Source organism: Paenibacillus sp. AK002 (genome assembly GCF_053903045.1).
Genome location: NZ_CP096377.1, coordinates 5,796,702 through 5,820,305, shown reverse-complemented (window position 1 = coordinate 5,820,305; position 23,604 = coordinate 5,796,702). Strand labels below are relative to the sequence as shown.

Annotated in this window: 25 protein-coding genes and 1 other annotated feature; of the genes, 18 read left to right on the top strand and 7 right to left on the bottom strand. The window is 47.8% G+C overall.

Features of this window, described 5'->3' with window-relative positions:
- Positions 1-401: 401 nt before the first annotated feature.
- Positions 402-740: a binding site (T-box leader), on the top strand.
- A 163-nt stretch (positions 741-903) separates the two neighbouring features.
- Positions 904-2,427, top strand: a complete 1,524-nt coding sequence (locus M1D70_RS26035; RefSeq protein ID WP_456288344.1) for a 2-isopropylmalate synthase — start codon at positions 904-906, stop codon at positions 2,425-2,427.
- A gap of 457 nt (positions 2,428-2,884) precedes the next feature.
- On the opposite strand, the gene M1D70_RS26030 is transcribed toward M1D70_RS26035, so the two are convergent.
- Complete coding sequence (locus M1D70_RS26030; protein WP_009593984.1) at positions 2,885-4,837, bottom strand: ABC-F family ATP-binding cassette domain-containing protein; 1,953 nt, start codon at positions 4,835-4,837, stop codon at positions 2,885-2,887.
- 285 nt (positions 4,838-5,122) lie between these two features.
- Between M1D70_RS26030 and M1D70_RS26025 the strand changes: the two genes are divergently transcribed.
- The 5 genes from M1D70_RS26025 (at position 5,123) to tatC (ending at position 8,091) form a co-directional block, all read left to right on the top strand.
- Positions 5,123-5,770: a 5-formyltetrahydrofolate cyclo-ligase gene (locus M1D70_RS26025; protein WP_456288343.1), complete on the top strand. Its 648-nt coding sequence runs from the start codon at positions 5,123-5,125 to the stop codon at positions 5,768-5,770.
- A 3-nt stretch (positions 5,771-5,773) separates the two neighbouring features.
- Complete coding sequence (moaC, locus tag M1D70_RS26020) at positions 5,774-6,250, top strand: cyclic pyranopterin monophosphate synthase MoaC (RefSeq protein ID WP_009593966.1); 477 nt, start codon at positions 5,774-5,776, stop codon at positions 6,248-6,250.
- 44 nt (positions 6,251-6,294) lie between these two features.
- Positions 6,295-6,786 carry a MogA/MoaB family molybdenum cofactor biosynthesis protein gene (locus M1D70_RS26015; RefSeq protein ID WP_009593970.1) on the top strand — a complete coding sequence of 164 codons (492 nt, stop codon included), beginning with the start codon at positions 6,295-6,297 and terminating at the stop codon, positions 6,784-6,786.
- A gap of 219 nt (positions 6,787-7,005) precedes the next feature.
- Positions 7,006-7,239: a twin-arginine translocase TatA/TatE family subunit gene (tatA, locus tag M1D70_RS26010; RefSeq protein ID WP_456288342.1), complete on the top strand. Its 234-nt coding sequence runs from the start codon at positions 7,006-7,008 to the stop codon at positions 7,237-7,239.
- Positions 7,240-7,317: 78 nt separating this feature from the next.
- Positions 7,318-8,091, top strand: a complete 774-nt coding sequence (gene tatC, locus M1D70_RS26005; protein WP_009593965.1) for a twin-arginine translocase subunit TatC — start codon at positions 7,318-7,320, stop codon at positions 8,089-8,091.
- A 175-nt stretch (positions 8,092-8,266) separates the two neighbouring features.
- Here tatC and M1D70_RS26000 read toward each other — a convergent pair whose 3' ends face one another.
- Together M1D70_RS26000 and M1D70_RS25995 are read right to left on the bottom strand one after the other, a co-directional pair.
- Complete coding sequence (locus M1D70_RS26000; protein ID WP_009593975.1) at positions 8,267-9,082, bottom strand: WYL domain-containing protein; 816 nt, start codon at positions 9,080-9,082, stop codon at positions 8,267-8,269.
- A complete protein-coding gene (locus tag M1D70_RS25995; protein WP_456288341.1) occupies positions 9,051-10,382 on the bottom strand; it encodes a helix-turn-helix transcriptional regulator in 1,332 nt (443 codons plus the stop codon). The genes M1D70_RS26000 and M1D70_RS25995 overlap by 32 nt, the downstream gene beginning before the upstream one ends.
- A gap of 273 nt (positions 10,383-10,655) precedes the next feature.
- Here M1D70_RS25995 and M1D70_RS25990 point away from each other — a divergent pair, with 273 nt between their 5' ends.
- From M1D70_RS25990 to M1D70_RS25945, 10 genes are all read left to right on the top strand, one after another.
- Complete coding sequence (locus M1D70_RS25990; protein WP_009593976.1) at positions 10,656-11,474, top strand: nucleotidyltransferase domain-containing protein; 819 nt, start codon at positions 10,656-10,658, stop codon at positions 11,472-11,474.
- Positions 11,475-11,863: 389 nt separating this feature from the next.
- Positions 11,864-12,145 carry a co-chaperone GroES gene (groES, locus tag M1D70_RS25985; protein ID WP_006212454.1) on the top strand — a complete coding sequence of 94 codons (282 nt, stop codon included), beginning with the start codon at positions 11,864-11,866 and terminating at the stop codon, positions 12,143-12,145.
- Between the two features lie 61 nt (positions 12,146-12,206).
- Positions 12,207-13,835 (top strand): chaperonin GroEL, encoded by a 1,629-nt coding sequence (gene groL, locus M1D70_RS25980; RefSeq protein ID WP_009593977.1) that lies wholly within the window; start codon positions 12,207-12,209, stop codon positions 13,833-13,835.
- Between the two features lie 164 nt (positions 13,836-13,999).
- A complete protein-coding gene (locus M1D70_RS25975) occupies positions 14,000-14,269 on the top strand; it encodes a hypothetical protein (protein WP_433941314.1) in 270 nt (89 codons plus the stop codon).
- Positions 14,270-14,497: 228 nt separating this feature from the next.
- On the top strand, positions 14,498-14,938 hold the full coding sequence (locus M1D70_RS25970) for a NucA/NucB deoxyribonuclease domain-containing protein (protein ID WP_251498442.1): 441 nt from the start codon (positions 14,498-14,500) through the stop codon (positions 14,936-14,938).
- Between the two features lie 715 nt (positions 14,939-15,653).
- Complete coding sequence (locus M1D70_RS25965; RefSeq protein WP_456288340.1) at positions 15,654-16,292, top strand: HD domain-containing protein; 639 nt, start codon at positions 15,654-15,656, stop codon at positions 16,290-16,292.
- Positions 16,293-16,471: 179 nt separating this feature from the next.
- The gene (locus M1D70_RS25960; RefSeq protein ID WP_456288339.1) at positions 16,472-17,371 is read left to right on the top strand and encodes a LysR family transcriptional regulator; all 900 of its coding nucleotides are present in this window, start codon (positions 16,472-16,474) and stop codon (positions 17,369-17,371) included.
- Between the two features lie 87 nt (positions 17,372-17,458).
- On the top strand, positions 17,459-18,316 hold the full coding sequence (locus M1D70_RS25955) for a DUF2935 domain-containing protein (RefSeq protein ID WP_049788741.1): 858 nt from the start codon (positions 17,459-17,461) through the stop codon (positions 18,314-18,316).
- 20 nt (positions 18,317-18,336) lie between these two features.
- Positions 18,337-18,726 (top strand): YmaF family protein, encoded by a 390-nt coding sequence (locus M1D70_RS25950; RefSeq protein ID WP_083829990.1) that lies wholly within the window; start codon positions 18,337-18,339, stop codon positions 18,724-18,726.
- 130 nt (positions 18,727-18,856) lie between these two features.
- Complete coding sequence (locus tag M1D70_RS25945; protein WP_015737277.1) at positions 18,857-18,955, top strand: YjcZ family sporulation protein; 99 nt, start codon at positions 18,857-18,859, stop codon at positions 18,953-18,955.
- A gap of 157 nt (positions 18,956-19,112) precedes the next feature.
- Here M1D70_RS25945 and M1D70_RS25940 read toward each other — a convergent pair whose 3' ends face one another.
- The 3 genes from M1D70_RS25940 to M1D70_RS25930 form a co-directional block, all read right to left on the bottom strand.
- Complete coding sequence (locus M1D70_RS25940; protein WP_009593991.1) at positions 19,113-19,562, bottom strand: hypothetical protein; 450 nt, start codon at positions 19,560-19,562, stop codon at positions 19,113-19,115.
- A gap of 175 nt (positions 19,563-19,737) precedes the next feature.
- Positions 19,738-19,974 (bottom strand): WGxxGxxG family protein, encoded by a 237-nt coding sequence (locus M1D70_RS25935; protein ID WP_456288338.1) that lies wholly within the window; start codon positions 19,972-19,974, stop codon positions 19,738-19,740.
- 211 nt (positions 19,975-20,185) lie between these two features.
- Positions 20,186-20,653 carry a hypothetical protein gene (locus M1D70_RS25930; protein WP_456288337.1) on the bottom strand — a complete coding sequence of 156 codons (468 nt, stop codon included), beginning with the start codon at positions 20,651-20,653 and terminating at the stop codon, positions 20,186-20,188.
- A 159-nt stretch (positions 20,654-20,812) separates the two neighbouring features.
- Between M1D70_RS25930 and M1D70_RS25925 the strand changes: the two genes are divergently transcribed.
- A complete protein-coding gene (locus tag M1D70_RS25925; RefSeq protein WP_009593971.1) occupies positions 20,813-20,977 on the top strand; it encodes a sporulation protein Cse60 in 165 nt (54 codons plus the stop codon).
- Between the two features lie 89 nt (positions 20,978-21,066).
- Here the strand turns inward: M1D70_RS25925 and M1D70_RS25920 are convergent, their stop codons facing one another.
- Positions 21,067-22,224 (bottom strand): PsbP-related protein, encoded by a 1,158-nt coding sequence (locus M1D70_RS25920; RefSeq protein WP_456288336.1) that lies wholly within the window; start codon positions 22,222-22,224, stop codon positions 21,067-21,069.
- Positions 22,225-22,782: 558 nt separating this feature from the next.
- Between M1D70_RS25920 and M1D70_RS25915 the strand changes: the two genes are divergently transcribed.
- A complete protein-coding gene (locus M1D70_RS25915) occupies positions 22,783-23,595 on the top strand; it encodes an undecaprenyl-diphosphate phosphatase (RefSeq protein WP_456288335.1) in 813 nt (270 codons plus the stop codon).
- The last annotated feature ends 9 nt before the right edge of the window (positions 23,596-23,604 follow it).

The following is a 23,604-nucleotide window of genomic DNA, read 5'->3' as shown; positions in this document are numbered from 1 at the left end:
GGTGCAACGCAGACGAAAGGAGCCTGAACTCACCTGGGAGCGGAGCAGGGGAACCTTGCGCAATGAAATGCCTCTAAGGCATAGATGAAATTGCGGAGTTTGACCTTGCTACGGGATGGCCTCCGTGAGAACGGCTGCGCACAAATCCTTTGCGATTTGGCGATGGAGGGGGCTTTAAGGTCCGGGTTTGCAATGACCTAGGATTAGAGTCAACAAGAGTGGTACCGCGATAGGATAGCCTGTCGTCTCTTGCATAAGAGATGGCAGGCTTTTTTGCATGCATAGGCAGCGGGAGGCTCGGATCAGGCAGAAAGCATATAACAACGAAGCCATGTTGAAGAGGCAAAGCTACCCGGTGAAGGGGAGCCGGATATCATGGTATTTGCATAACATCATATCGTATAAACGCGATGAACGGGAGCAGTAGAAGGGAGCTGTCTACAGAGAGCTGCGGTTTTGGTGCGACGCAGCGACAGCAAGCTTTGAATCTCGCCCGGGAGCGGAAGAGGGATCGTCTGCAGGTGGGGTGATTGGATCCATCCGGATCGGCTGCCAAGAATGCAGATAGGACTCTCTTACGGCGTTCCTCCGTCATCGGGAAGTCCTTTCTCTTCATGACCCGGCCGGCATGAGGAGATCATGGACGGTGAGTGGACACGTACGTGCGGCAGCATCGCTGCACAGCATGGCGTGTCAATTAGAGTGGTACCACGGAGGGTCTTTAGCCCGTCGTCTCTTATGATATAAGAGATGGCGGGCTTTTTTGCTGCCGGCAGCAGCAGGGTGGGAAGCGGACGCAAGTCGACGTGCGGACGTGCATTGAACATAACCAGTTGGATAGAACAACAGAATCCATCGAATGAAAATCAGGGTTATACCCTAACGAAGGAGGAATATCGGAAGATGAATGAATCCAAGAAAACGATCCGAATTTTCGATACGACATTGCGGGACGGAGAACAGGCACCAGGGGCAAGTCTCCAGCCTGAGCAGAAGATTGTGCTGGCCGGAAAGCTGGCGGAATTGGGCGTTGACGTGATGGAGCCCGGGTTTCCGGTGTCCAGTCCCGGAGAGTTCGCCGCTGTGCAGGCCATTTCAAGGCAGCTGCAGCAGGTGGAGATTTGCGGGTTCGCGCGAGCGGTAAAAGGGGATATTGATGCGGCCGTCAAGGCAACCCAGGATGCGGCCAGAAGGCGGATTCACCTGTTCATATCCTCTTCCGACATCCATCTTCGCCACCAGCTGCGCATGAGCCGTCCGGAAGTCGTGGCAAGGGCGCGTGAAATGACGGCTTATGCGAGGCAATTCAGCGATGTGGTGGAATTCACGGCAATGGATGCTTCACGAACGGGCATTGACGACCTGATCGAGATGGTGGAGGCCGTTATAGAAGAGGGAGCCACGATCATCAATCTGCCGGATACGGTCGGATATGCGCTTCCGAACGAATACGGCGAGATCTTCCGGCGCGTGCGGGATGGCGCCCGAGGCGGGAAGACGGTCGCCTACAGTGCCCACTGCCATAACGATCTCGGTTTAGCCGTGGCCAACAGCCTGGCCGCGATCGAGAACGGCGCGAGTCAAATTGAGGTCACCGTGAACGGGGTGGGCGAACGTACAGGCAACTGCGCGCTGGAAGAGCTTGTCATGGCTCTATCTACCCGGGGTGACATGCTGCGGGCAGAGACGGGCATTACGGCCGAGAAGCTGTACGAGGTATCCCGCCTCGTCAGCGGTGCGATGCATTTTCCGATCGCCTTCAATAAGCCCGTGGTCGGCCGGAACGCCTTCCAGCATGAATCCGGCATTCACCAGGACGGTCTTCTGAAGGATCGAAGCACCTATGAGATTATGGATCCGGAGAAGCTGGGCATTCCGCGAAGCATGATCGTACTGGGCAAGCACTCCGGCCGCCATGCCCTGAAGGATCGCTTGGCCCGTTACGGTGTCCGGCTCGAGGGAGCCGAGATGGAATCCTTGTACGATACCTTCAAGGAAGCGGCTGACCGTCAAAAGGTGGTCAGCGATGATCAGCTGCTGCAGATGGTCAGCAGCACATTGGGCAAGCCGGCACAGGTGTACGAACTGGCCGAGGCGCAGGTCATTTCCGGCACGGGAAGCAGCAGGGTTGCCGCGGTTACGCTGCGCCAATTGAGCGAACAGACGGAAGCCACCTACTCCAGCGTGGCGGACGGTCCCGTGCAAGCCGTCATATCGGCGATCAGCCAAGGAATCAGCAGCGACATCCGGTTTGGCGATCTGGAGCTCCATTCTTTAAGCAGCGGCGAGGACGCGCATGCCGAAGCGGCGGTAACGGTGGAGAAGGCCGGCAAGATCTTCCGCAGCACGGCCGTGCACCAGGATATCGTCATGGCCGCAGGCTTGGCATACGTTGCGGCATGCAACTCGGCGTTGATGTCGGTTTAGGCAGGAAGCGAATAAGGGAACTCAGCGTGCCTGCTTATATTTACTTTAGATTGCACAAGCGACCTTCAACCCGGTACGGGGAAGGTCGCTTTTTTCCATAATAATAAAAAGTAGGCCCTATATAGGAGCTAAATATATAGAACATCAAACTCTGTCAAGTTGTGAACAACGTTATCCACATATTCGCCAAAAAATGTGCATAACCGAGAAAAATGTCGATAAATCGGTCTTTTGCAAGACGCTGAAAAGAGGGGACAGGATTTTCACATTTCCCGGTGGAAACTGTGGATAATGTGAATAACTTAGTGGATAAAGCTGGATATAGGACCGGAGATCCGCGTATAACAACAAAAAAATGGCCATTTCGGCCATTTTCATGGTAAACTTATGCACCATTCCTGGGGATAAGTTTGTGTATAAACGTAAATCTCCATTTGAAACACTTTTGTGAATTTTTTTAGGCTTCCAGCAATGACTCCCATTCGGCAAAAATTTGCTCAAGCTGACTCTTTTTCTCCTCTAACGACTGCTGCCGTTCTTGGAGCGCCATATAATCCTGATAGATCTCCGGCAAGGTCATTTCGGTTTCCAATTGGGCAATGTCCGATTCCAGGACATGAATTTGCTCCTCCAGGCTGGCAAGCCTGCGCTGACGGTTTCGTTCCTCCCGTTTCGCCTGCTTCTCGGCTTCGAAGGAAACGGCCCCTTGCTTCTCAGGCATAGCCTCGGCTTTCCCTTCCTGTTTCAGGGTGTGGCGGGCAAACGGCTCGGAAGGCTCATTGTTCATATCAAGAATTTCCTGTTTTTTCTCCGTATAGTCGTCATAATTACCCAGGAAATGTTGAATACCGTCCGGATGAAGCTCGATGATGCGTTCCGCCATCTTATTAAGGAAGTAACGGTCATGGGATATGAACAATAAAGTGCCCTCGTAATCCATGAGTGCCGATTCCAGCACCTCTTTTGCAAACAAGTCTAGATGGTTCGTCGGCTCGTCCAAGATGAGCATGTTGGCTTCCAGAAGCATGAGCTTTGCAAGCGAGACGCGTGCTTTTTCCCCGCCGCTTAAGGAGCTGACCTTCTTGAGCACATCTTCGCCGCTGAAGAGGAAATTGCCCAGAACGGTACGAATGCGGGCTTCCTCCATCTGCGGATAGGTGCCCCACAGCTCTTCCAGGACGGTGTTGCTTGGATTCAGCTCCGATTGCTCCTGATCGTAATAGCCGATCTTTACTTTTGTACCCCATTGCAGCGACCCCGCCGTCGGCTTCATGGTACCGATCAAGCATTTCAGAAGTGTCGATTTGCCCACCCCGTTGGGTCCGATCAAAGCTACGGTTTCCCCGCGGCTGAGATCAAAGGAAACTTGCCGAAACAGCGGTTTGTCCTGCTCGAACGCAAGCGACAGATCACGTACATGAAGGACGTCTTTCCCTGACATATACTCGGCTTCAAAAGAAAAATGAGCTTTCTTAAGATCGCCCAGCGGTTTGTCGAGCCGCTCCATTTTATCCAGCGCTTTGCGGCGGCTCTGCGCACGCTTGGTCGTAGAGGCCCGTACCAGGTTTCGCTGAATGAAGTTCTCCATGCGGGAGATCTCGTCCTGCTGCTTCTCGTATTGCTTCAGCTGGGATTCGTATTCGGCTGCTTTCAGCTCAATGTACCGGCTGTAGTTGCCGGTATATTTTTTGGAATGGCGGCGTTCGATCTCCACGATGGTGGTCACGAGCCGATCCAGGAAATACCGGTCATGGGAAACGACGAGCAGCGAGCCGGAATAACCGCGCAAATAATCCTCCAGCCAGGTGAGGGTTGCGATATCCAGATGGTTCGTCGGTTCGTCCAGCATCAGCAGGTCGGGTGCCTGCAGCAGTATTTTTGCAAGGGCCAGCCTTGTCTTCTGCCCGCCGCTTAACGTGGCAATGGACGTATCGGGCGAAAAGCTGCCGAATCCCATGCCGTGCAGCACGCTGCGGATGCGTGTTTCGATCTCATATCCGCCTTGATCCTTGAACCAGTCCGAGCGGACCGCATAACGATCCAGAAGCTCCTGGTATTTCTTCGGATCTTCGCTCGACTTGGGGTCGGCGATTTGCTCTTCCATCTGACGAAGCTCACGCTCCATCTCCAGCAGGGGAGTAAAGACATCCAGCATCTCGTTCCATATGGAGGAATCGGACTGAAGCCCGCTGTTCTGGGCAAGATAACCGACGGTGGTTTCCTTGGCTTTGAAGATTTGTCCTCCATCATAGGACATCTCGCCGGCCAAAATTTTAAGCAGCGTCGATTTCCCGGCTCCATTGACTCCGACGAGGCCGATTCTTTCGCGTTCAAGGACTTGCAGATTGATCCCGTCCAGGACGGGCGTGACGCCATATAATTTCGTAATGCCATTGGCTTGCAGCAGCATGTTATGTGAAACCTCCATCTTTCTATATGATTATTCCATTAATTCTTCATTATAAGAAAAACGACTTCCGACGTACATGCTCCGACAGAACGCGCGTAGACGCTGTTTTATGGCAATCTGAATGATCGCGTGCTTTGGAGTTTATGCGTTTCTTCTATCTTAAATCAAGTGTACATGAAAATGACCGAACAATCGACCTTGATTGGCGACTTCCGTCATTCTTGGCTAAAGGAAGGAACAGTGGTAAACTAAACTTAATTATAAGCGTGAGAGGAAAGATCACGTGTGAACCCTGAGGAAGATTTGAAGCGGGCATCCGTAAAAGCCGCCCTGCGCAAAACGATGGCATTGCGACGGAACGAGTTATCAGAGGAAGAGCGGACCAAGCGGTCGAAGCAAGCCTGCGCGTTTGCTGCGGAGGTCATGGATCGTCTCCATCTTCAGAGCATGATGATTTATGTTCCCTTTCGTTCCGAGTTGGATTCCCGGCCTCTTATCGAATGGGCATGGAAACAGGGGATCCAGGTTATCGTTCCACGGAGCTTGCCCCAAGACCGTTCGATGGAATTGTATAAGCTTCAGGCATGGGACGAGCTGGTTGTCGGCGCTTACGGCATTTCGGAGCCCGATCCGTTGCGGTCGCAAAAATGGAATCATCCGGGACCGGATATCGTCTGGGTACCCGGGCTTGCGTTTGATAGAATGGGCGGAAGGCTTGGATACGGAGGCGGTTATTATGACCGGCTGTCGGACAGGCTTAACCAGGGAGCACAAGCCGACGCTCGTCGGATCAAGAAGCCTTTGTGGGTGGGGATCGGTTACGAGGTTCAGGTCTTGGAACAAGTTCCTATGGAAGAACATGATAGGGTATTGGACGGTTTGGTTACGGAACAGGGGCATAACGTGAAGACCAGACCTGCAGCGGAGGGATAAGAGATGGAACTGAGTCATTTTAATGACCAAGGCAGAGCACGAATGGTGGATGTCAGTGATAAGGATGTGACCGCCCGGACAGCGGTAGCGAAGACAACGGTCCGTATGCATCCGGATACGCTGGCCCGCATCCAGGAGGGGAAAATCGGCAAGGGAGATGTGCTTGCCGTGGCACAGGTTGCGGCCATTATGGCGGCCAAGAACACGTCGAACTGGATTCCGATGTGTCATCCGCTGCCGTTGACCGGCGTGAATGTGGCGTTCAGCGATAACGCCAAAGACGAATTATATATAGAAACGACCGTGAAAACCACAGGCAAAACCGGTGTTGAAATGGAAGCTTTGACAGCTGCTTCAGCCGCTGCGCTGACGGTCTATGACATGTGCAAGGCCCTGCAGAAAGACATGATCATCGGCCCGACCCTGCTGGTAAGCAAAACCGGCGGGAAGAGCGGGGATTACATACAAGAAACGACATAGCATAGATACAGGAGATTCGGATGAGTGGGAAGGAGAGAGGGCAGATGGTGTGGAAAACGGCGATCCTGACGGCGAGCGATAAAGGCTCGCGGGGGGAACGCGAGGATACGAGCGCTCAAGTGATCCGGGAATTGGTGGAGGAAGAGCTGAGCGGTGAAATCATCGAATACCGGATCGTACCGGACGAGCAGGACGAAATTATCGCGGCATTGATCGAGCTTACGGATTATTATCAAGTGGACCTTGTCCTCACGACAGGCGGTACGGAGCTGGCGGTGCGGGATGTTACGCCGGAGGCGACCAAGCGGGTCATCGAACGCGAAGTGCCCGGCATTGCGGAAGCGATGCGCGCTACCGTCATGCAGAAGAATCGGAGCGCGATGCTGTTTCGAGGCGTATGCGGCGTCCGCGGCCGTACCTTGATTGTCAATCTCCCGGGCTCTCCCAAAGGCGTGCACGAGAATCTGGCGGCGGTCATGGATCAGCTTCCGGAGGCACTGTTGATGGTAACGGGCCAGTATCGCGAGCAGCTTTAACGAGTACCTTATTAGATAATTATGTAAATAAACTGTCACGTTTCTGGACTGTATATGTGATTTACATTATGGTATGATGGCGGTATATGAGCTTGTTTCACTGCTGAAGTCGGATGATTTTCTTTAGTTAAAAACCTGTTGCAGCTGCAAGGCACGATGGATTAATGTCATCCTGAAGTCCTTTTGAAGGCATTAAGCAGGACGAGGAGGAGAACAGATATGAGTACAATTGGAGTGCCGGGCATTATTTTGCTCGTTATTTTGGCGCTGCTCTTGTTCGGACCGAACAAACTTCCTGAACTGGGACGTGCGGTCGGAAGAACATTCCGTGAGTTTAAGGATGGTGCGCGGGAGATTATCGCAGACGATGCACCGAAGAAGAAAGAAGAGGCTCCCCAGCAAGCCGTTGCCGCTGAGCCAGCCAAGATTGAAGACAAACGTCTTCCGGAATAGAATTAAAGCAAGGCTTGAAGTCCCTTCCTTCGGGAGGGATTTTGTTTTGTCAGGGTCACATACAGGGTGGTGGTTAACTTGTCGGAGCAAGTGAAAGATATGGCGCTTGTGGAGCATTTGGGCGAGCTTCGCAAACGAATTATAATCGTGCTCGTGGTATTCGTAGCAGGACTGGTCGGGGGGCTTTTCGTTGCGGACCCGATCTATCATTATTTGACGGCGGCCGAAGAAGCCAAGAACTTTGAGCTGCATGCCTTCTCCTTTTGGGATGGCATCGGAATCTACATGAAAATCGCCGCTATTTTTTCGCTCGTCATTTCCGTACCGCTGATCTTCTATCAGCTCTGGGCGTTCGTCAAGCCGGGGCTGCGCAAAGAAGAACAGAAAGCGGCCATACGTTACGTGCCGTATGCATTTATTCTGTTCATCGTCGGAATCACGTTTGGTTATTACATCGTATTTCCGATGACGCTGTCGTTTACCACGGCGATCACGCAGGGCATGGGGCTCCAGGAGACCTACGGCATTACCAATTACTTGAATTTTATGTTCAATCTCGTATTGCCGCTGGCCTTGCTGTTTGAGCTTCCGCTTGTGGTGATGTTCTTAACGAGAATTCGCATTCTGAATCCGCTGCGGCTTCGCAGGATGCGCAAGGTCGCGTATTTCGCGCTGGTCTTTATCGCGGTCGTCATAACGCCGCCGGACTTTATATCGGATTTCCTGGTTACGATTCCGCTGCTGCTTCTGTACGAATTCAGCGTGTTTCTGTCTTCCGTGATCTATCGCAAGCAGTTAGAAGCGGACATGGAACGGGACAGCCGCTACGTAAGGGCGGACGAAGAGGATTGACCGTATTGTTTTTGCAAAATAAGAGATCCTTTAAGAATAAAAACAACCCGCAAACTTCACTCCTCTGAGTATGGTTTGCGGGTTGTTTTTTTGTCCAATGAATGATGGATTAGAAATTATTGTTCATCATTGCCTCAGCCTTCGGTCTTCATGGGAATCATGTCATGGCGGCGTTCTAACCTTCATCTTGCGCATATCTCGCCAGAGCCAGCGCTGCGGTTTCTTGCATCCGGGTCTGCAGCGTGCTTCCTTCCACGACTTTCACCCTCAGGCCGAGAAAGCGAATGCGCGAGAGCAGAAATTCGCACTCATCCTCCAAATAGCAGACCTGAATGCGGTAGGTATCGGAAGCTTCCTCATAATGCACCGTTTTGTCAAAGCAGGAAAAGGCGTAAAGGATCCGCGACAATTCCCCGTTGTATCGCCGTTGGATTTCAATGATCGCTTGCTTTTCCCGGTTTTCCATCAGCCGCTGCAGCCGTTCCTTTATGCGATCGATCCGGAAGGAGGGGAGCGAAGTCCCTTGTATATATAAAATATGATCGAGTTTCGTGTACATGAGTCCTCTACGGCTTTTGCTGTACCAGATCAGCATCCATTCCCGTTTGATCATGGAATACTCCAGTTTGTACGGGAAACCGGACTGATTGCTGCGCGTTTCTCCAAGCTTCGTGCGGTAGCTTAGGCGAAAGCCCTGATCCTGCATGATCATTCTACGCAAGGTTCGAAGATGCGGATGGTATACGCTTCGTTCCTGTCCCTTGGCTTTCTCCAGAATGATCCCTTTCATCTCGGCACCGCTATGCTCCAAGTGGAGGAGCTGCTTGAGCCGTTCTAAGGTACCGGGCGTAAAGGCGTTTGCCGCCTCGGGGTGCATCAGCATCATTTTCAGCCATCCCCGTTCCTGAGCGGTAATGGCAATCGAGTCAGTTTCCTCAAGCCTTGTTATGATCTGGTAGTTAAATATCTTCTCGAATGGATTCTGGCTCATAATAAGCGGCAATCTCCTTCCATTCCTTAATGAACTCCTGCCGAAGGGAGCGTGGCTGGAGCACCTCGCAGCTGGAGCCGAAGCTGCGGAGCCAAGGCTTAATTTCGCTGGTGCCGTTCACTTCAATTTCGTATAAGAAAGAGCTCTCGGATTCCATGGTTACGGTCCCCCATTGCCCTTGCGCCTTAACCCGGTTCAGCACGAAATTCACTTTGCTGTCCTCCGGGTTAAAGAATCTGGCTACGACCTTGGTGGGATTCCGGGTATCGGTAACCCAGCTGTACTCGAATTCGGCCAGCGTTTCCATGAGTCGCTGCTGGAATACCTCTTCTTCAACTGCTTCGCCTTCTTCGATTTGAGTCAATCCTTCCATGCGAAATTTCATGAGCCCCTGTCTGCCGTTATGACCGATCAGGTACCATCGGCCGTATTGATGGTCATAGATCACGCGCAGCGGCAGCATCGTTTCCCGAAGCCCTTTGGATTCCCTATGGAACAGCGGATTCGTGTTTCGGGAAGCATAGCGTGAAGAGCTTTTTGGCGATAAATACAGGAAACGGAGTCTCGCTCTTTTGGTGATCGCCTGAAAAATGGTGTGCAGATGCGCCTCATCCAATATGCGTGAATGGTAATGATACTTATAAAAATAGGCCGGGGCCGAGTGTGCGGCGATGTCACGATTGCGCAAGGCCCTTTTTAAATTGTCTCGAAGCATATACCCCTGAACAGAGGGGAGCTGCGTGTTCGACATGACGTCCACATAATCGTAGAGATCAAGTAGCTCGTCATCCGACAACGAATCGATGAGATCACGGGCGCCTCTGTAACGGTACGGCCGTTCTGCACCTGTCTTTACGATGACTCCGACTTCTTCCAGGTATTTGAGATCCCCGCGTATCGTCTTCTCATCGGGCAGGGATTCTCCGCCCGGGAATTGATCGCCGCAGCGTTCGATGAGTTCCTTCGCGGTTAACTGCTGATGCTGCAGCTGGGTGAGGATCATGGATAGCCTCAAGCTTTCCGATGCTTTGAGCGATTTGCCGCGGAACAGCAGCAGCAGGAGCGGATCAGCGGTTTCATAGTATGAATAGCGCAGGCCTTCGGATAGGGTGAGACTTTGTTCTTCCGAGAGCTGCGGCTGAAGCGATTCAATCATATTTTTTAAATTTCGGAGCGTTTTGTCATAGGTATGTACTGAAATGCCAAGGCGATCAGCCAGTTGTTGCCGGTTGTATGCGCCGCCGGCCAGCGCCAGAATACGAAGAAATTGGATTTCTTTATCGAAGCTTTCCCGAGCCATGGCGCCCTCCTTCAAATCATATATTAGATCGTACGTGATCCAGTCTGTAACTATTGTAGCAAGGATAGGGAACCGCATAAAGGAATGATATTGTAACATCTTCATATGGTCGACAGCCAATCCAAGCATGCCCCGGACCAACACACCGTTCGCACAGGGAGCAGTGCGCGTTTTGTTATCGCCATACTTTTGCCCTGTTGAAATAGGAACGCATGGAAGACAATAAGGATATCGGAAATTTACACGGCAGCAACAGAAGGAGAGATTCTGGATATGAATATAACGCAGGAAATGAAATCGACGATTCAACAAGAACTTAAGCGGATAGAGCGGGAGGAAGGGGTCCTAATCCTGTATGCTTGCGAATCAGGGAGCAGGGCCTGGGGCTTCCCATCGACGGACAGCGATTACGACGTAAGGTTTATCTATATCAGACCCGTGGAGTGGTATTTATCGATCTTCGACAAGCGAGATGTGATTGAGCGGCCAATCAACGACAGTCTGGATATGAGCGGTTGGGATTTAAAAAAAGCATTGGGGCTTTTTCGCAAGTCGAATCCACCCCTGCTTGAATGGCTGGAGTCCCCCATCAAATATAAGGAGACGCTTGGCATCGCCCAGCAAATCCGAAGCATATCTCCGCTTGCCTTCTCGCCTAAATCTTGCATGCACCACTACCTGAACATGGCCAAAGGCAACTACCGGATGTATTTGCAAGGGGGAGACGTTAAGATCAAAAAATATTTCTATGTACTGCGTCCGATCCTGGCATGCGACTGGATTCAAACCTACAACGAGATGCCTCCCATGGAATTCGAGCTGCTTACGGATCGCTTATTAGATCAAGGAAGTGCGCTGAAACAGGAGATTGATCAATTGCTTCTTCGCAAACGTTCGGGTGAAGAGATGAATATTGAACCGAAGCTTCCTATCATTAACGCATTCATTGAAGAGAAATTGAACGAATATGAGCAGCTGGCCAAGGATAAGAAGCATCAAGATACGGATCTGGATCAAAGCCTGGATGCTTTGTTTCGGAACGCGCTGGTTGAAGCCTGGGGAGCCGGCGGACCACAGCTATTCACGGTTTGACGAAAGGAGAGGACCAATCTGGCAGTTATACAGCTCACATCAACGAATCCGCAGTTTTATGAAAGATGAAACCTTTCTGCGGAAGGGCATGCTTCGGGCTGTTTTTTTCTGCCGAATGATGACTGGATCTATAGTTCTAGCCGCACAGTGTTCCTAAAGTCTCAGGCATATTTTGGCTGGTCATGGATACAATGGTGAAGGGGGTTTAGGGACAACCTCTCCCTAAGTCCGGATTGCAAAAAAATGATCAAAAATTCATGCAAAGGACTTGAAATTTTAAGACAACTTGAGTATCATAAAATTGGTTGTTAGCACTGAGGGTTGTCGAGTGCTAATACATAAAGCTTTGAAAAAAGCATCACAACATATTTAAAGGAGGCTATTTTTTCATGATCAGACCTTTAGGTGAACGCGTATTGGTAGAACCGATCGAACAAGAAGAAACTACGGCATTCGGGATTGTACTTCCTGACTCTGCTAAAGAAAAGCCGCAAGAAGGTAAAGTTATTGCTGTAGGCAGCGGCTCCCTGAAAGACGGCGCACGTGTACCTTTGGAAGTTAAAGAAGGCGACCGCGTTATTTTCTCCAAATACGCTGGAACAGAAATCAAATACGAAGGTAAAGAATATTTGATTATGAAAGAAAGCGACATCCACGCGATCTTAGGCTAATGAATGCCTGAATATATCTTGTTTTACCATTCCATAATCCACTAGGGAGGTATGTAATACCATGGCAAAAGACATTAAGTTCAGTGAAGACGCCCGTCGCTCCATGCTTCGCGGTGTAGATGCTTTGGCAAATGCAGTTAAAGTAACACTCGGACCGAAAGGCCGTAACGTGGTTCTTGAGAAAAAATTCGGAAGCCCGCTCATCACGAATGACGGCGTAACCATCGCTAAAGAAATCGAGCTGGAAGATGCATTCGAGAACATGGGTGCTCAGCTAGTTAAAGAAGTAGCTACCAAAACCAACGATGTTGCCGGTGACGGTACAACAACGGCAACGGTTCTGGCACAAGCCATGATCCGTGAAGGTCTGAAGAACGTTACAGCTGGCGCAAACCCAATGATCATCCGCAAGGGTATCGACAAAGCGGTTAAAGCAGCCGTAACCGAGCTTGCGAATATCGCGAAAGAAGTGAAAAACCATCAGGAGATCGCTCAAGTCGCTTCCGTATCCGCAGCTGACGAAGAAGTAGGTCAACTGATTGCCGAAGCTATGGACAAAGTGGGTAAAGACGGCGTTATCACCGTTGAAGAATCCCGCGGCTTCTTGACGGAGCTTGAAGTAGTAGAAGGTATGCAATTCGACCGCGGCTACATCTCTCCATACATGATCACCGATACGGATAAAATGGAAGCTGTTCTTGAGAATCCATACATCCTGATTACCGATAAAAAAGTAACCAACACGCAAGAAATCCTGCCGATCCTTGAAAAAATCGTACAGCAAGGCAAACCGCTCGTACTGATCGCAGAAGACATCGAAGGCGAAGCGCAAGCGATGCTGATCGTGAACAAACTGCGCGGAACGTTCAACGCTGTTGCTGTTAAAGCTCCTGGCTTCGGCGACCGTCGCAAAGCCATGCTGCAAGATATCGCTGCATTGACTGGCGGCCAAGTGATTACGGAAGAGCTCGGCCTCGACCTGAAAACAGCTTCCATCGATCAATTGGGTACCGCTCGTCAAGTGCGCGTAACCAAAGAGAACACAATCATCGTGGATGGCGCTGGCAACAAAGAAGATATCGATGCTCGCGTGAAGCAAATCCGCAACCAATTGGAAGAAACGACTTCCGATTTCGACAAAGAGAAACTGCAAGAGCGTCTGGCTAAATTGGCTGGCGGCGTAGCGGTTATCAAAGTCGGTGCGGCTACTGAGACGGAATTGAAAGAACGCAAACTGCGCATCGAAGATGCCCTGAACGCAACTCGCGCTGCGGTTGAAGAAGGTATGGTATCCGGTGGTGGTACAGCGCTCGTTAACGTATACAACGCTGTTGCTGCTGTTCAAGTTGAAGGCGACGAGAAAACAGGCGTGAACATCGTTCTGCGCGCTCTGGAAGAGCCAATCCGCACGATTGCAGCTAACGCTGGCCAAGAAGGTTCCGTCATCGTAGAGCGTCTGAAAAAAGAAGAGATCGGCATCGGCTACAACGCCGCTACCGATACTTGGGTGAACATGTTCGAAGCAGGTATCGTTGACCCTGCCAAAGTAACGCGTTCCGCTCTTCAAAACGCTGCATCCGTTGCGGCCATGTTCCTGACAACCGAAGCGGTTATCGCTGACAAGCCAGAACCAGAAAAACCAGCTATGCCTGATATGGGCGGCATGGGCGGTATGGGCGGCATGATGTAAGTAAGGCCTTAAAAACCTTATAATACCGCTATTTAAAAGGCTCCCGAGAGGGAGCCTTTTATTATAAAATCACGCGAGCATACTAATATGTGCGGGGCTATCCCCATAGATAAAGGCGAGAATGACACGCTCGGCAGCATGAGGGCGTAACTCTTCTCGCCTTATTGTTATCTTATTCTATTATTAATCTTCTTCTCTCCTCATTTGGTAGTGGTGGTGAAAGTGGTGATGATGATGGTGGTGATGATGGATCATATGATGGCCTGACGGGTGACTATATGGATGAAAATGTGGGTGATGGTCATGCTCATGGCCGTAATGATAAGGCTGTGGTTCCCTTTGTTGATTACCTTGAATGCTATGGCTTTGTTGATTCATTTTGGTCTTCTCCCTTTCATCATGAGATAGTGCATATTATGTGTACAAATGAATAGTGACACTTGACCCAAATAAATTGGGCAATCAATATAAGTATTAAAATAATGAGCAATAAACAGAGAGGAACGACGACATGCCAAGACAGCGACAATTACAGAGAAGTGATTTACAAATATATGCCAACTTGCTTATACTAAACAAAGTAAACTGAAGGCATCGGTAAGAAAATTCCTGCTGACCTATACTGGCAGGGATTTTTTTATTTGGATGGGGGAGCAATTTGTATGAAAAAGTTATTCATGAAATTTGGAACAGTGGTCTTATCTTTATTACTGGTTTGGTTGGTCCTTAATTATTTTCCGGAGTTAGATGACAGTGATGTAAACCCACCAATACGGGGTACCGTTGTCGAATTAGAGTTTCCAGCGGATAAATATCCTGAGACGGCGGATCACATAAAAAAGGCCATTGAATCCGGCCATTCCGATGTTTGTACCATTGATCGAACTGGTGCAGAGGATAACAGGAGTTCTTCACTAAAGGGAATCCCTACGAAAAAAGGATATGATCGGGATGAGTGGCCGATGGCCATGTGTGCCGAAGGAGGAGACGGTGCAAGTGTCGAATACATAGATCCATCTGACAATCGAGGAGCAGGCAGCTGGGTAGGTAACTATTTGGAGGGATACCCGGACGGTACCCAGGTACATTTCATTTTTAGATAGCAAAAGAACCTACTAGCTAATGCCAGTAGGTTCTTTTTTTATGTTTAGCCGTATTAATCGACTCACATGCTTTACTTCATCTAATGGCACCCAGACTGGCCCATAAACACTACGCATCTTTAAGCGATCTGTACAAGAATCCGGTATGCCTTGTAATACTTCGCCATTGGTAAGGTATACGGTTACGCTTTGCTTCTCTCGAATGGCTATTTTTAGTTCTTTATCCCACATCTGATTGATCACGCACCCATGACAATAGTAATAATGTCAGTATATCAGAGGTAGGTAAAATTTACTACAATGCATTGAACACGCGGCAGTTGCAATTTCCACTACGACTAGAAATGTAGCTACAAGACTAACAGCCTATACTATTGCATAGGCAGTTGTTGCTGGCATTACAACAGCTTTGATCGATAACTTACTTGCAGGTAATCATCAGGCATGAATGCAATCGAAAAATACTATGATATCGAAACGGGCGCGCATGTTGCGTATATTTTCAGAGTAGTTTCGGTGTCATCATGACCACACACGCTGCATGCTTGTAATTTAGAGCAGCTTCTGCCATGTGCGAATACTAATATGTGGTGCCTTATTATGCGTATAATCTATGATAATCATAGAAATGATAATATTGATGAATGATTATAAGGGGCATAGAATTGAGTTCGTAAGCCACAAGCTGACTCTAAAAATGTAAGGAGTGTCCATCATGTCACATGTAGTTGCAGAAATCCAAATACCGGACAGTACGTTGACCAAAGCAGCCGCAGAGTTGCTTCGTGAGCACGGAAACGATTTACTGTGGAATCATTCCCACCGGGTATATCTATTTGGTGCACTTATGGGGAAACGAAACAATGTAAAATATGATGTAGAACTGCTGTATATCAGCGCATTGTTCCACGACTTAGGACTCACCAAGCACTACAGCAGTCCGGATAAACGTTTTGAGGTGGACGGAGCTAACGCCGCACGTGATTTTTTACGAAGTTATGGAGTGCCAGAAGAATCTGCTCGGCTCGTATGGGATGCGGTCGCCTTGCATACAACTATTGGAATAGCCCAGTATAAAGAACCGGAAGTTGCCTTGATTAACTCTGGCGTTAGCTATGACGTTGTTGGGGAAAATTTTGATGCATTTACCGAAGATGTGCGAAACCAAGTAACGATGGCATATCCGCGTAATGGATTTAAGAACAAGATTTTACCCGCATTTCTTGAGGGTTTTGCTCACAAACCGGAAACGACCTACGGCAATATCAAGGCAGATGTATGCGCTCGGTTACTCCCGGGCTTCAAACGCAAAGATTTTTGCGATAGTGTACTTCATTCGCCATGGCACGAATAAGTTTTTTGGCGAAGCAATGGATGGATAAGCTGCACATCTTAACAATCCCCTTCGGATAGAAGTCGGGGATTGTTTTGTTAATGAAAATAAATTTTCTATAATGCATGCTGAATATGAAACAAATCGTTGATAAAGAAGAATGATCTCTTTAAGACTCGCAGAAACCGGGGGTGCAGGATATGGAAATCCGGCAATTAGAATATTTCATGGCTGTTTGCCAAGAGCTGCATTTTACAAGAGCATCCGAGAAATTGGGGGTCACGCAGCCTACCCTAAGCCACCAGATAAAAGCAATTGAGGACGAATTGGGAATGCCTTTATTCGATCGGATAGGCAAAAAAATAGCAATTACTGATGCCGGATTCATTTTGCTAAAACATTGCCACACTGTTTTTCACAGCTTCAAGAGTGTACGTGAAGAAATTCAAGAATTGCAAGATATCAAACGGGGACGCCTTTCGATTGGGGTTTTACCGGGTGAATTAAATTCGCTTGTTTGCCGGCTGCTGCCGGAATTTCATGAGGCCTATTCAAAAGTTCAGGTTAGGGTCATCAGCGCGGACAATGTTGCGGAACGCTTGCTCAATAACGAGATCGACCTGGCTCTTACTATTATTCCTGTTCATGATGAACGTATCGTTTCCCAACTGCTGTACAATGAAAAGCTTTATTTAGTAGTCAATGCCGACCATCCCTTAGCAGAAGGGCCCGAAGTAAGCTTAGAAGTTCTTATGGACCTCCCTCTTGTTTTGTTTCCTAAAAATTATCGGTGTCGACATCAATTGGATTCTATCTGCAACTTGAAGGAAATTGAATTGCGACCAGTCATCGAAATTGATTCCATTGAATCAATGATCACCCTGATAGAAGCAGGGGCAGGCTGTTCCATCCTTTCCGAAACCTTGATGAAGCAGTGGGACAAACCTGGGATAAGAATAGTGAATATAGCAGAAAACCCATTTTTACGGCAAGTTGGACTAATTTATCACAAGGATAAGTACAGGGGGCAAGTTGTCCTAAAATTCACCGAACTTCTTCATAAACAAATAAGCCAATTAGGAATATCCTATACGTTTTAACGCCTAATTGTTTTTTCTACATAATTTCCTAACATAGCATATTGAAACATGCCATCCCCATATACATTGTATCGAGCCACTATAAAAATGGTTGTCTTATTTCGTGTGCCGAAAGGTGGGGTAGGTTTGTCGGATCCTTTTGTAGTCAGATCATTAGACGAAATACGTTTTTGGTCACGCATTATGAAAGAACATTCCTTTTTTCTTCGATTAGGATTTAGATGTGAAGATACGCAGTTAATCAATGAGGCTAATCAATTTCATGCCATCTTTGAGGATATTGAAAGAAGATCACATGCATATCAAGCAGATACCGATCCACAAACGATTCGACAGTTTAATTCAGAAGTTCACAATGCCGCTGCACACATTTGGGCATTTAAGAGGAAGGTTCTTGGACTTATACTTAGGTGCCAACTCCCTGGGGGAACAAATTTCCCTTTGCTTGTAGATCATGTTAGCCGAGAAGCGAATTACTTTAGAAATCGGTTAGAGGAACTCAATAACGGGAGACTTGAACCATTACCTGATGCAATTATCGATGAAAATGTCTTTTTCCTAAAAATCATGGCTGACCATGCAAAATTTATAGGTCATCTGCTTGATCCATCGGAGCGAAAATTAGTGGAACAAGCAAGGGAGTTTAGCCAAGATTTTGATACGTTGATGTTTCAAGCCATTGACCTAAGTTCCATGCGTCCACAATCGCAAACCCATCCATTACTAAGTCAATTTGTTGATGAAAACCGCGTTTCAGTCAAATCATTGCGCGATTTTAAGAAAACTGCGCGCGACTTAATTGAAGAGTGCCGAATCAAAAGTATCATTCATCCTTTATTAGCAGATCATGTTTTTCGTGAAGCTGAACGATTCTTATTTATCCTAGACATGTTCGATCGGTCATTATCTGGCATGAAGGTAAACAAGAAAGAAATCATGCATTAATATAAGGGAGGCACTATAGGATGGAAATAAAAATCACGGGCTTTGTTGTTCATTCCGATAACTCTGATTCCAGTCATTCACATCAACTCTTTCTAACATCTTGGGATGGAAGACCGGTTAACGTTCATGTCCATCCCTTTCAAGGAGATACCTCTTTTGACGTTGGGCATTTCCATCATTACGTGGGTATAACTGAACCAGCTCCAAGCGGCGTGCCACACGTCCATAATTACCATGCCCAAACATCATTTAATGACCAGCACAAGCACATGATTAGAGGAACAACTGGACCCGCCATTCCATTGGCAGGCGGCGGGCACTATCATTATTTTGAAGGTTATACCACCGTAGATGGCAGGATCCCACATGCTCATCGTTATAGCGGAAACACAGGTGATGAACAAGGGTAAATAATAGTTTCATCCACTATGCTTTTTTGTTTTAATATAAATTATACTTTTGACTATTAGCTCATGCCTTTGCATTATCAGACGCCCTTACATAATATGTAGTATTCCAATTAGGAAGGAGTAAGGGAAAATGAGTGGATATGAAGGTTCTGGGTATGGCGGTAGTGTTGGTGTTATTCTCGTTCTCTTTATTCTGCTTGTCATTATACTCCGTACTTGGGGATTCTAAGTAAATATATAGAGGTTTTGAAAAACACCCAATAAGCGGCAAGCTAAGATGCTATTTGAGCCTTGGTTTGCCGCTGTTTTTATTAAATGGCCATCTCCGTTGGCTGTAAAGAAACGTTTTCCGCGAAACAGAAAAATCCTCTTCTCCTCAGCACATGTCAAACCAATAAAATGATCAGGCCAAGTACAAAAAAAGCGGATCCGAGGCAAATGGAAACCAATCCGCCGAATTTTACTAAATCCATGTAAGTATCGCTTCGTTCCGAATCCCCTTTGACTTTCCAGCCTTCATCCCTGCTCCAGCCGAATGTCGGATACCTTCTGGCAAGGAGCCCTATACCTAGGAGGATCACAGCAAACCCGAAAAGGGCCCCCCACGACATAGGGGTACCGCCAGGTTGAACAAGCGTCGCTAACCCGATTAAGACCAATACGCCGCCAATAAATCCACCTATTGCCGCACCAACCTGGTTTTTTAACAAATCATGATCGTCCTGCTCGTAGTCTTCCGGTAACCGTTTATTCCATCGTATCCAATCCGAATCCGGATTCATGTAGTTATAACGGCAATTTAGAATGATAACCACGCCAAATAACATCCATAGCATTGAAATCAACCCCTTGAAGATTCATACGGAGTAACAAAATGGAAGTTCCGGTAAAGTGAAGTAAAACATGAAGAATGGGGATCTAAAGTTACACGTTTAAGGTACCTAAATAGAAAAAAATCCTGCTCTTATGTGAGCAGGATTTTGCCTGTGTTCCCTAGGCTCATCGCAAAAATTAATGGCGCTCCGGGGTACGGCGTCTTAACCCAACAAGGCCGGCAAGACCGATTAACCCAAGCCAACCCCAGTCTGTATCGTTATCATTGGTGGCTGCGTTGGTGTTATAACTTCTAGCGTTAACGTTGTTTGTGTTCATGTCATTTGCATTCCTGTTGCTTTCGGCGGAAACAGGGACAACTAACGTGCAAGCAATGCTCATAGCCGCGAGAAAAGACATGCAGATTTTCTTCATGTTAAGGACCTCCTTTCTCTGTTCGTCTGAAATGCATGGGCAGGTACCAAAATTATCTTGCCCCAAATTATCTTTAACGATTCTTTACCAAACGAGTGTACTTCTGCCTTCCGAGTAGTGAGACTGTGCTAATTTTTCCTTTTTTCCGCAATTTCACCGGATTAATGTCAATCCATTTCGAAATGGACCGAGCCGCTGTCTCGCGGATCGGTTATTGTTTTGCGGGCGACGGCAGAAATACGAACCAGATCATTCTTCCAGCTTCCGCAGCAGTCAGCTTAGCGTTATAACTACCTTTGCCCTTGATTTTGACGCTTACTTTTTTTATCGAGGGGTCCAGAATATCCCCGAACACCATGGGAAAAGGGGTAGAGAGATGGTCTAATTCAGGCATGCCCATGTAATTTAACGCTGCTATGGATTGTGAAGATTCGCCGATTCCATATCCGCCGCCCCAAGCCCATTTCCAACCGATCCGAGTTTTTCGTACATATTCTACTTGCAAATTATGGCTTCCCGCTTGGTAAGGTCGTTTCATAAATAAAAGAGTGCCCCCGCTCACGGGCTCGCGGTGAATGACATGCATGGAGGATGGGCCTCTAAACTGTTCAACTGCGTTATCCGGGGTCTTCCCGAGCGGGATATGAAGGATATTGTCCTGCCCCAGCGCTCGCGACATGCGCCGATCCGTTAATCCGCCAGGGCGTTCCATCACATTTAGCAGTGCGGTGTAAAATAGATAAAGGCCAGTGTAAGTTATAGATGAAACGTGTCGTTTACTCGATTCCAGCAGGGAACTCCCGTTTTATGTCGAAGTTTGAAATTAGGGGGTGCTTATATGCTAAAAACATTGAAGGTCGAGCTCTTTAGCGATTCCAATCTGGACGATTTGCAGGATCAGGTGAATGAATTCCTGTATAACATTCATCCTGACGATGTGAAGGATATTAAGCTTTCATCGGCAGACGGAACGTATGATATTTTGGTCATATATAAAGAATAAGAAAAAGCACCTTAGAAGGTGCTTATCTCTATTCTGCAATGACTGAGCTGAAAAAGGCGCTATCCAATAAGGGGCAGTTCCATTTTCAACTATGGGGTTTTTTCGATGGTCGAAACTCCTATAAGAATGGAATTGGTAGTTCCGCCGCTAATATTTTCGAATGAATAATAGGTTGCCGGAACGCCCCTCATCGTTACATTATCGTCTTGTAAAATATCGCCGGTAGAGTGGGCATAAAAACCGATAATGGAGTTGTCGTTATCATCGACGATGTGAATTTCGGTAACGGTAACTCCCTCGTCGAGTTCCTCTTCGATGATATCAACTACGTATCCACTGACCTCGAACATCTGGTCCAAATAGGGGCTCAGATTTTTGTTGAGGTGACGTGACGTGATGTTGGGATCGACTTCAGCCTTCGCTCTCTTTTGAGCTTCAGGCGTAAGCGCTGGAAATAACTCATAGTGCTCGACAAAGTAGTTGTAGGTTAGCTCGTCAAGTGCGCCGTCTTCAATCTCTATTGGGATAATATAAGCCATGATTTCAGCGAATAGGTTTTGTTCTGTCAATTCCTCGGCACTACTGCCATCATTAGTATCCGAGAGTGCAGGCTCTTCGCTAATTTTAACGATTTCGAATGAATTCATTATATTTTGGACAACCGCTTTACCCCCGTTATCGTAAGCTGTTTTGGAATAGGAAATCGAAAGAGTGTAGAGCTCATTGCCGTTCGAAACAAAATATTGAGTCAATACCACTTGCGCGTTTAACTCTCCTTGGGTGTATTCGCTCTCCAGGATCCCGGCTGCTTTCTCGGGAACGTCGATGTAATTCAATTTTTGAAAGTTTTGTATCACCTCTCCGCCAGCTCCATTGGATAAAGCATGGACTGAGGAGTTAGCTGCTTCCTCGGGAGTTGCTGATGATTCCTCGACAATCAAATTTAGATTATCGGCAAAATTGCCCTTGGGATTCGAGTCGACAAATGCAGCAACGATTTGAGGCATGTTAAGCTGTGCATCCTTCCATGTAGAAGGATATGAAAAGGAGAAGTTCTCGCCCGTATAGGGTTGGGTTTCCATGTTTCCTGTATCCTCTGCACTTACAGCAGCCGTGTTTTTCGCCACTTCCTGGTCTGCCGGTGCAGGGACGGATGAAGGTTGTTCGGTTGTGTCTTTCTGAGGACTGCACGCAGTCAGGATGACAAGTAAAAGAAATAGTACGGATAATTTTGTTGGGTGCTTCATGACTAGGCTCTTTTCTGTTGTCCCTATCGGCTAGGGTATTTGCTCGACGGAAGAATTCCGCTAGTTGCTGGTAATCTGGTACGCAAGCTTTTATCAAGAATAGGAAGATTATAGAATAGTCTATCAGAACTAGGTATATATTTCTATGATTCATGATAAATTCCGAGAAATTTGTAGAAATACCGATGATTATGGGATAAAAGAACCATGTTTTATGTTGATATAACCGTTTGATATCGGACGTCAGAGGTGAAGCCAGCATCCCCAACTTTTTATGTCCCCCTAATGAAGCTTTAAGGTTCCATTAAGCTACGTATCTTATGATGGAATCACCTCTTAACAATAGATTAGGAGCCCCTCTAATTCCGTGGTTAGAGGGGCTTCTCTTGTTTACATATCTTTTTTGTGCCATTGAACAACGGGGCTTATCGTCTTTCCGGCAGCTCCATGCACCAACGATGACTCTGCTCGTGGTTTGATTCTTCCTGTTTTTATGAGATATGATAGACTAGTATTTTTTATAAGCTATACCCATGTTGCAAAGAAAGTAGGAGAGTAATGGAAGATTTCATCTTGTGGTTGAAGTACCTGCTGCTGGGGATTGTGCAGGGGGTTACGGAGCCGATTCCGGTATCCTCCAGCGGTCATTTGATTGTCGCCCAAAGGCTGATGGGCATGGAGCAGAACGGGCTGTCGTTCGAAATACTGACCAATACAGCCTCATTGATTGCGATCGTGTTCATCTTTCGCAAGGATTTGCAGAGATTGATTGTGAATGGCCTAAGTTATGTTCGGACACGACGACCGGAGTTTAAATCCGACTTCATGTTCATTCTGTATATTATTGTGGGTACGATTCCGGCTGTCATCATCGGACTGTTGTTCAAAGACCAGATTGAGGAAATATTCGCTTCGGTTCGCACGGTAGGCGTCGCGCTGCTATTTACGGGAGTCGCCCTTTGGCTGATTCGGAACCTTCGCGGCCGCAAGCTGGATAATGATTTGTCGTTCAAGGACGCGCTTATCGTAGGCTTGGCTCAGGCGGTGGCGCTGATTCCGGGGATCAGCCGATCCGGCTCGACCGTCATTACGTCGATCGCCGTTGGGATGAAACAGGAGACGGCCCTGCGGTTTTCCTTTATGCTGTACATTCCAATAAGCCTTGGCGGCATGGTTCTGGGCGTGTCGGATATCGCATCGGATCCCGATTTTTCACCGCTGTTCATTCCCTATTTGATCGCATTTATCGCGACGCTCATCTGCACCTATTTTGCGATGAAATGGTTCATGAATATCATGGCGCGCGGGAATCTGAAATATTTCGCTTATTATTGCTTTGTTGTCGGCATTTTGCTGCTTGTCTTCTTATAAGAATGAGGG

Bases quoted from the DNA above. Each gene is read 5' to 3' on its own strand.
- M1D70_RS26035 (WP_456288344.1), top strand. From the start codon at position 904: ATGAATGAATCCAAGAAAACGATCCGAATTTTCGATACGACATTGCGG.
- M1D70_RS26030 (WP_009593984.1), bottom strand. From the start codon at position 4,837: ATGCTGCTGCAAGCCAATGGCATTACGAAATTATATGGCGTCACGCCC.
- moaC (WP_009593966.1), top strand. From the start codon at position 5,774: ATGGAACTGAGTCATTTTAATGACCAAGGCAGAGCACGAATGGTGGAT.
- M1D70_RS26015 (WP_009593970.1), top strand. From the start codon at position 6,295: ATGGTGTGGAAAACGGCGATCCTGACGGCGAGCGATAAAGGCTCGCGG.
- tatA (WP_456288342.1), top strand. From the start codon at position 7,006: ATGAGTACAATTGGAGTGCCGGGCATTATTTTGCTCGTTATTTTGGCG.
- M1D70_RS26000 (WP_009593975.1), bottom strand. From the start codon at position 9,082: ATGAGCCAGAATCCATTCGAGAAGATATTTAACTACCAGATCATAACA.
- M1D70_RS25995 (WP_456288341.1), bottom strand. From the start codon at position 10,382: ATGGCTCGGGAAAGCTTCGATAAAGAAATCCAATTTCTTCGTATTCTG.
- M1D70_RS25990 (WP_009593976.1), top strand. From the start codon at position 10,656: ATGAATATAACGCAGGAAATGAAATCGACGATTCAACAAGAACTTAAG.
- groES (WP_006212454.1), top strand. From the start codon at position 11,864: ATGATCAGACCTTTAGGTGAACGCGTATTGGTAGAACCGATCGAACAA.
- groL (WP_009593977.1), top strand. From the start codon at position 12,207: ATGGCAAAAGACATTAAGTTCAGTGAAGACGCCCGTCGCTCCATGCTT.
- M1D70_RS25970 (WP_251498442.1), top strand. From the start codon at position 14,498: ATGAAAAAGTTATTCATGAAATTTGGAACAGTGGTCTTATCTTTATTA.
- M1D70_RS25965 (WP_456288340.1), top strand. From the start codon at position 15,654: ATGTCACATGTAGTTGCAGAAATCCAAATACCGGACAGTACGTTGACC.
- M1D70_RS25960 (WP_456288339.1), top strand. From the start codon at position 16,472: ATGGAAATCCGGCAATTAGAATATTTCATGGCTGTTTGCCAAGAGCTG.
- M1D70_RS25955 (WP_049788741.1), top strand. From the start codon at position 17,459: ATGGTTGTCTTATTTCGTGTGCCGAAAGGTGGGGTAGGTTTGTCGGAT.
- M1D70_RS25950 (WP_083829990.1), top strand. From the start codon at position 18,337: ATGGAAATAAAAATCACGGGCTTTGTTGTTCATTCCGATAACTCTGAT.
- M1D70_RS25945 (WP_015737277.1), top strand. From the start codon at position 18,857: ATGAGTGGATATGAAGGTTCTGGGTATGGCGGTAGTGTTGGTGTTATT.
- M1D70_RS25940 (WP_009593991.1), bottom strand. From the start codon at position 19,562: ATGCTATGGATGTTATTTGGCGTGGTTATCATTCTAAATTGCCGTTAT.
- M1D70_RS25935 (WP_456288338.1), bottom strand. From the start codon at position 19,974: ATGAAGAAAATCTGCATGTCTTTTCTCGCGGCTATGAGCATTGCTTGC.
- M1D70_RS25930 (WP_456288337.1), bottom strand. From the start codon at position 20,653: ATGTCGCGAGCGCTGGGGCAGGACAATATCCTTCATATCCCGCTCGGG.
- M1D70_RS25925 (WP_009593971.1), top strand. From the start codon at position 20,813: ATGCTAAAAACATTGAAGGTCGAGCTCTTTAGCGATTCCAATCTGGAC.
- M1D70_RS25920 (WP_456288336.1), bottom strand. From the start codon at position 22,224: ATGAAGCACCCAACAAAATTATCCGTACTATTTCTTTTACTTGTCATC.
- M1D70_RS25915 (WP_456288335.1), top strand. From the start codon at position 22,783: ATGGAAGATTTCATCTTGTGGTTGAAGTACCTGCTGCTGGGGATTGTG.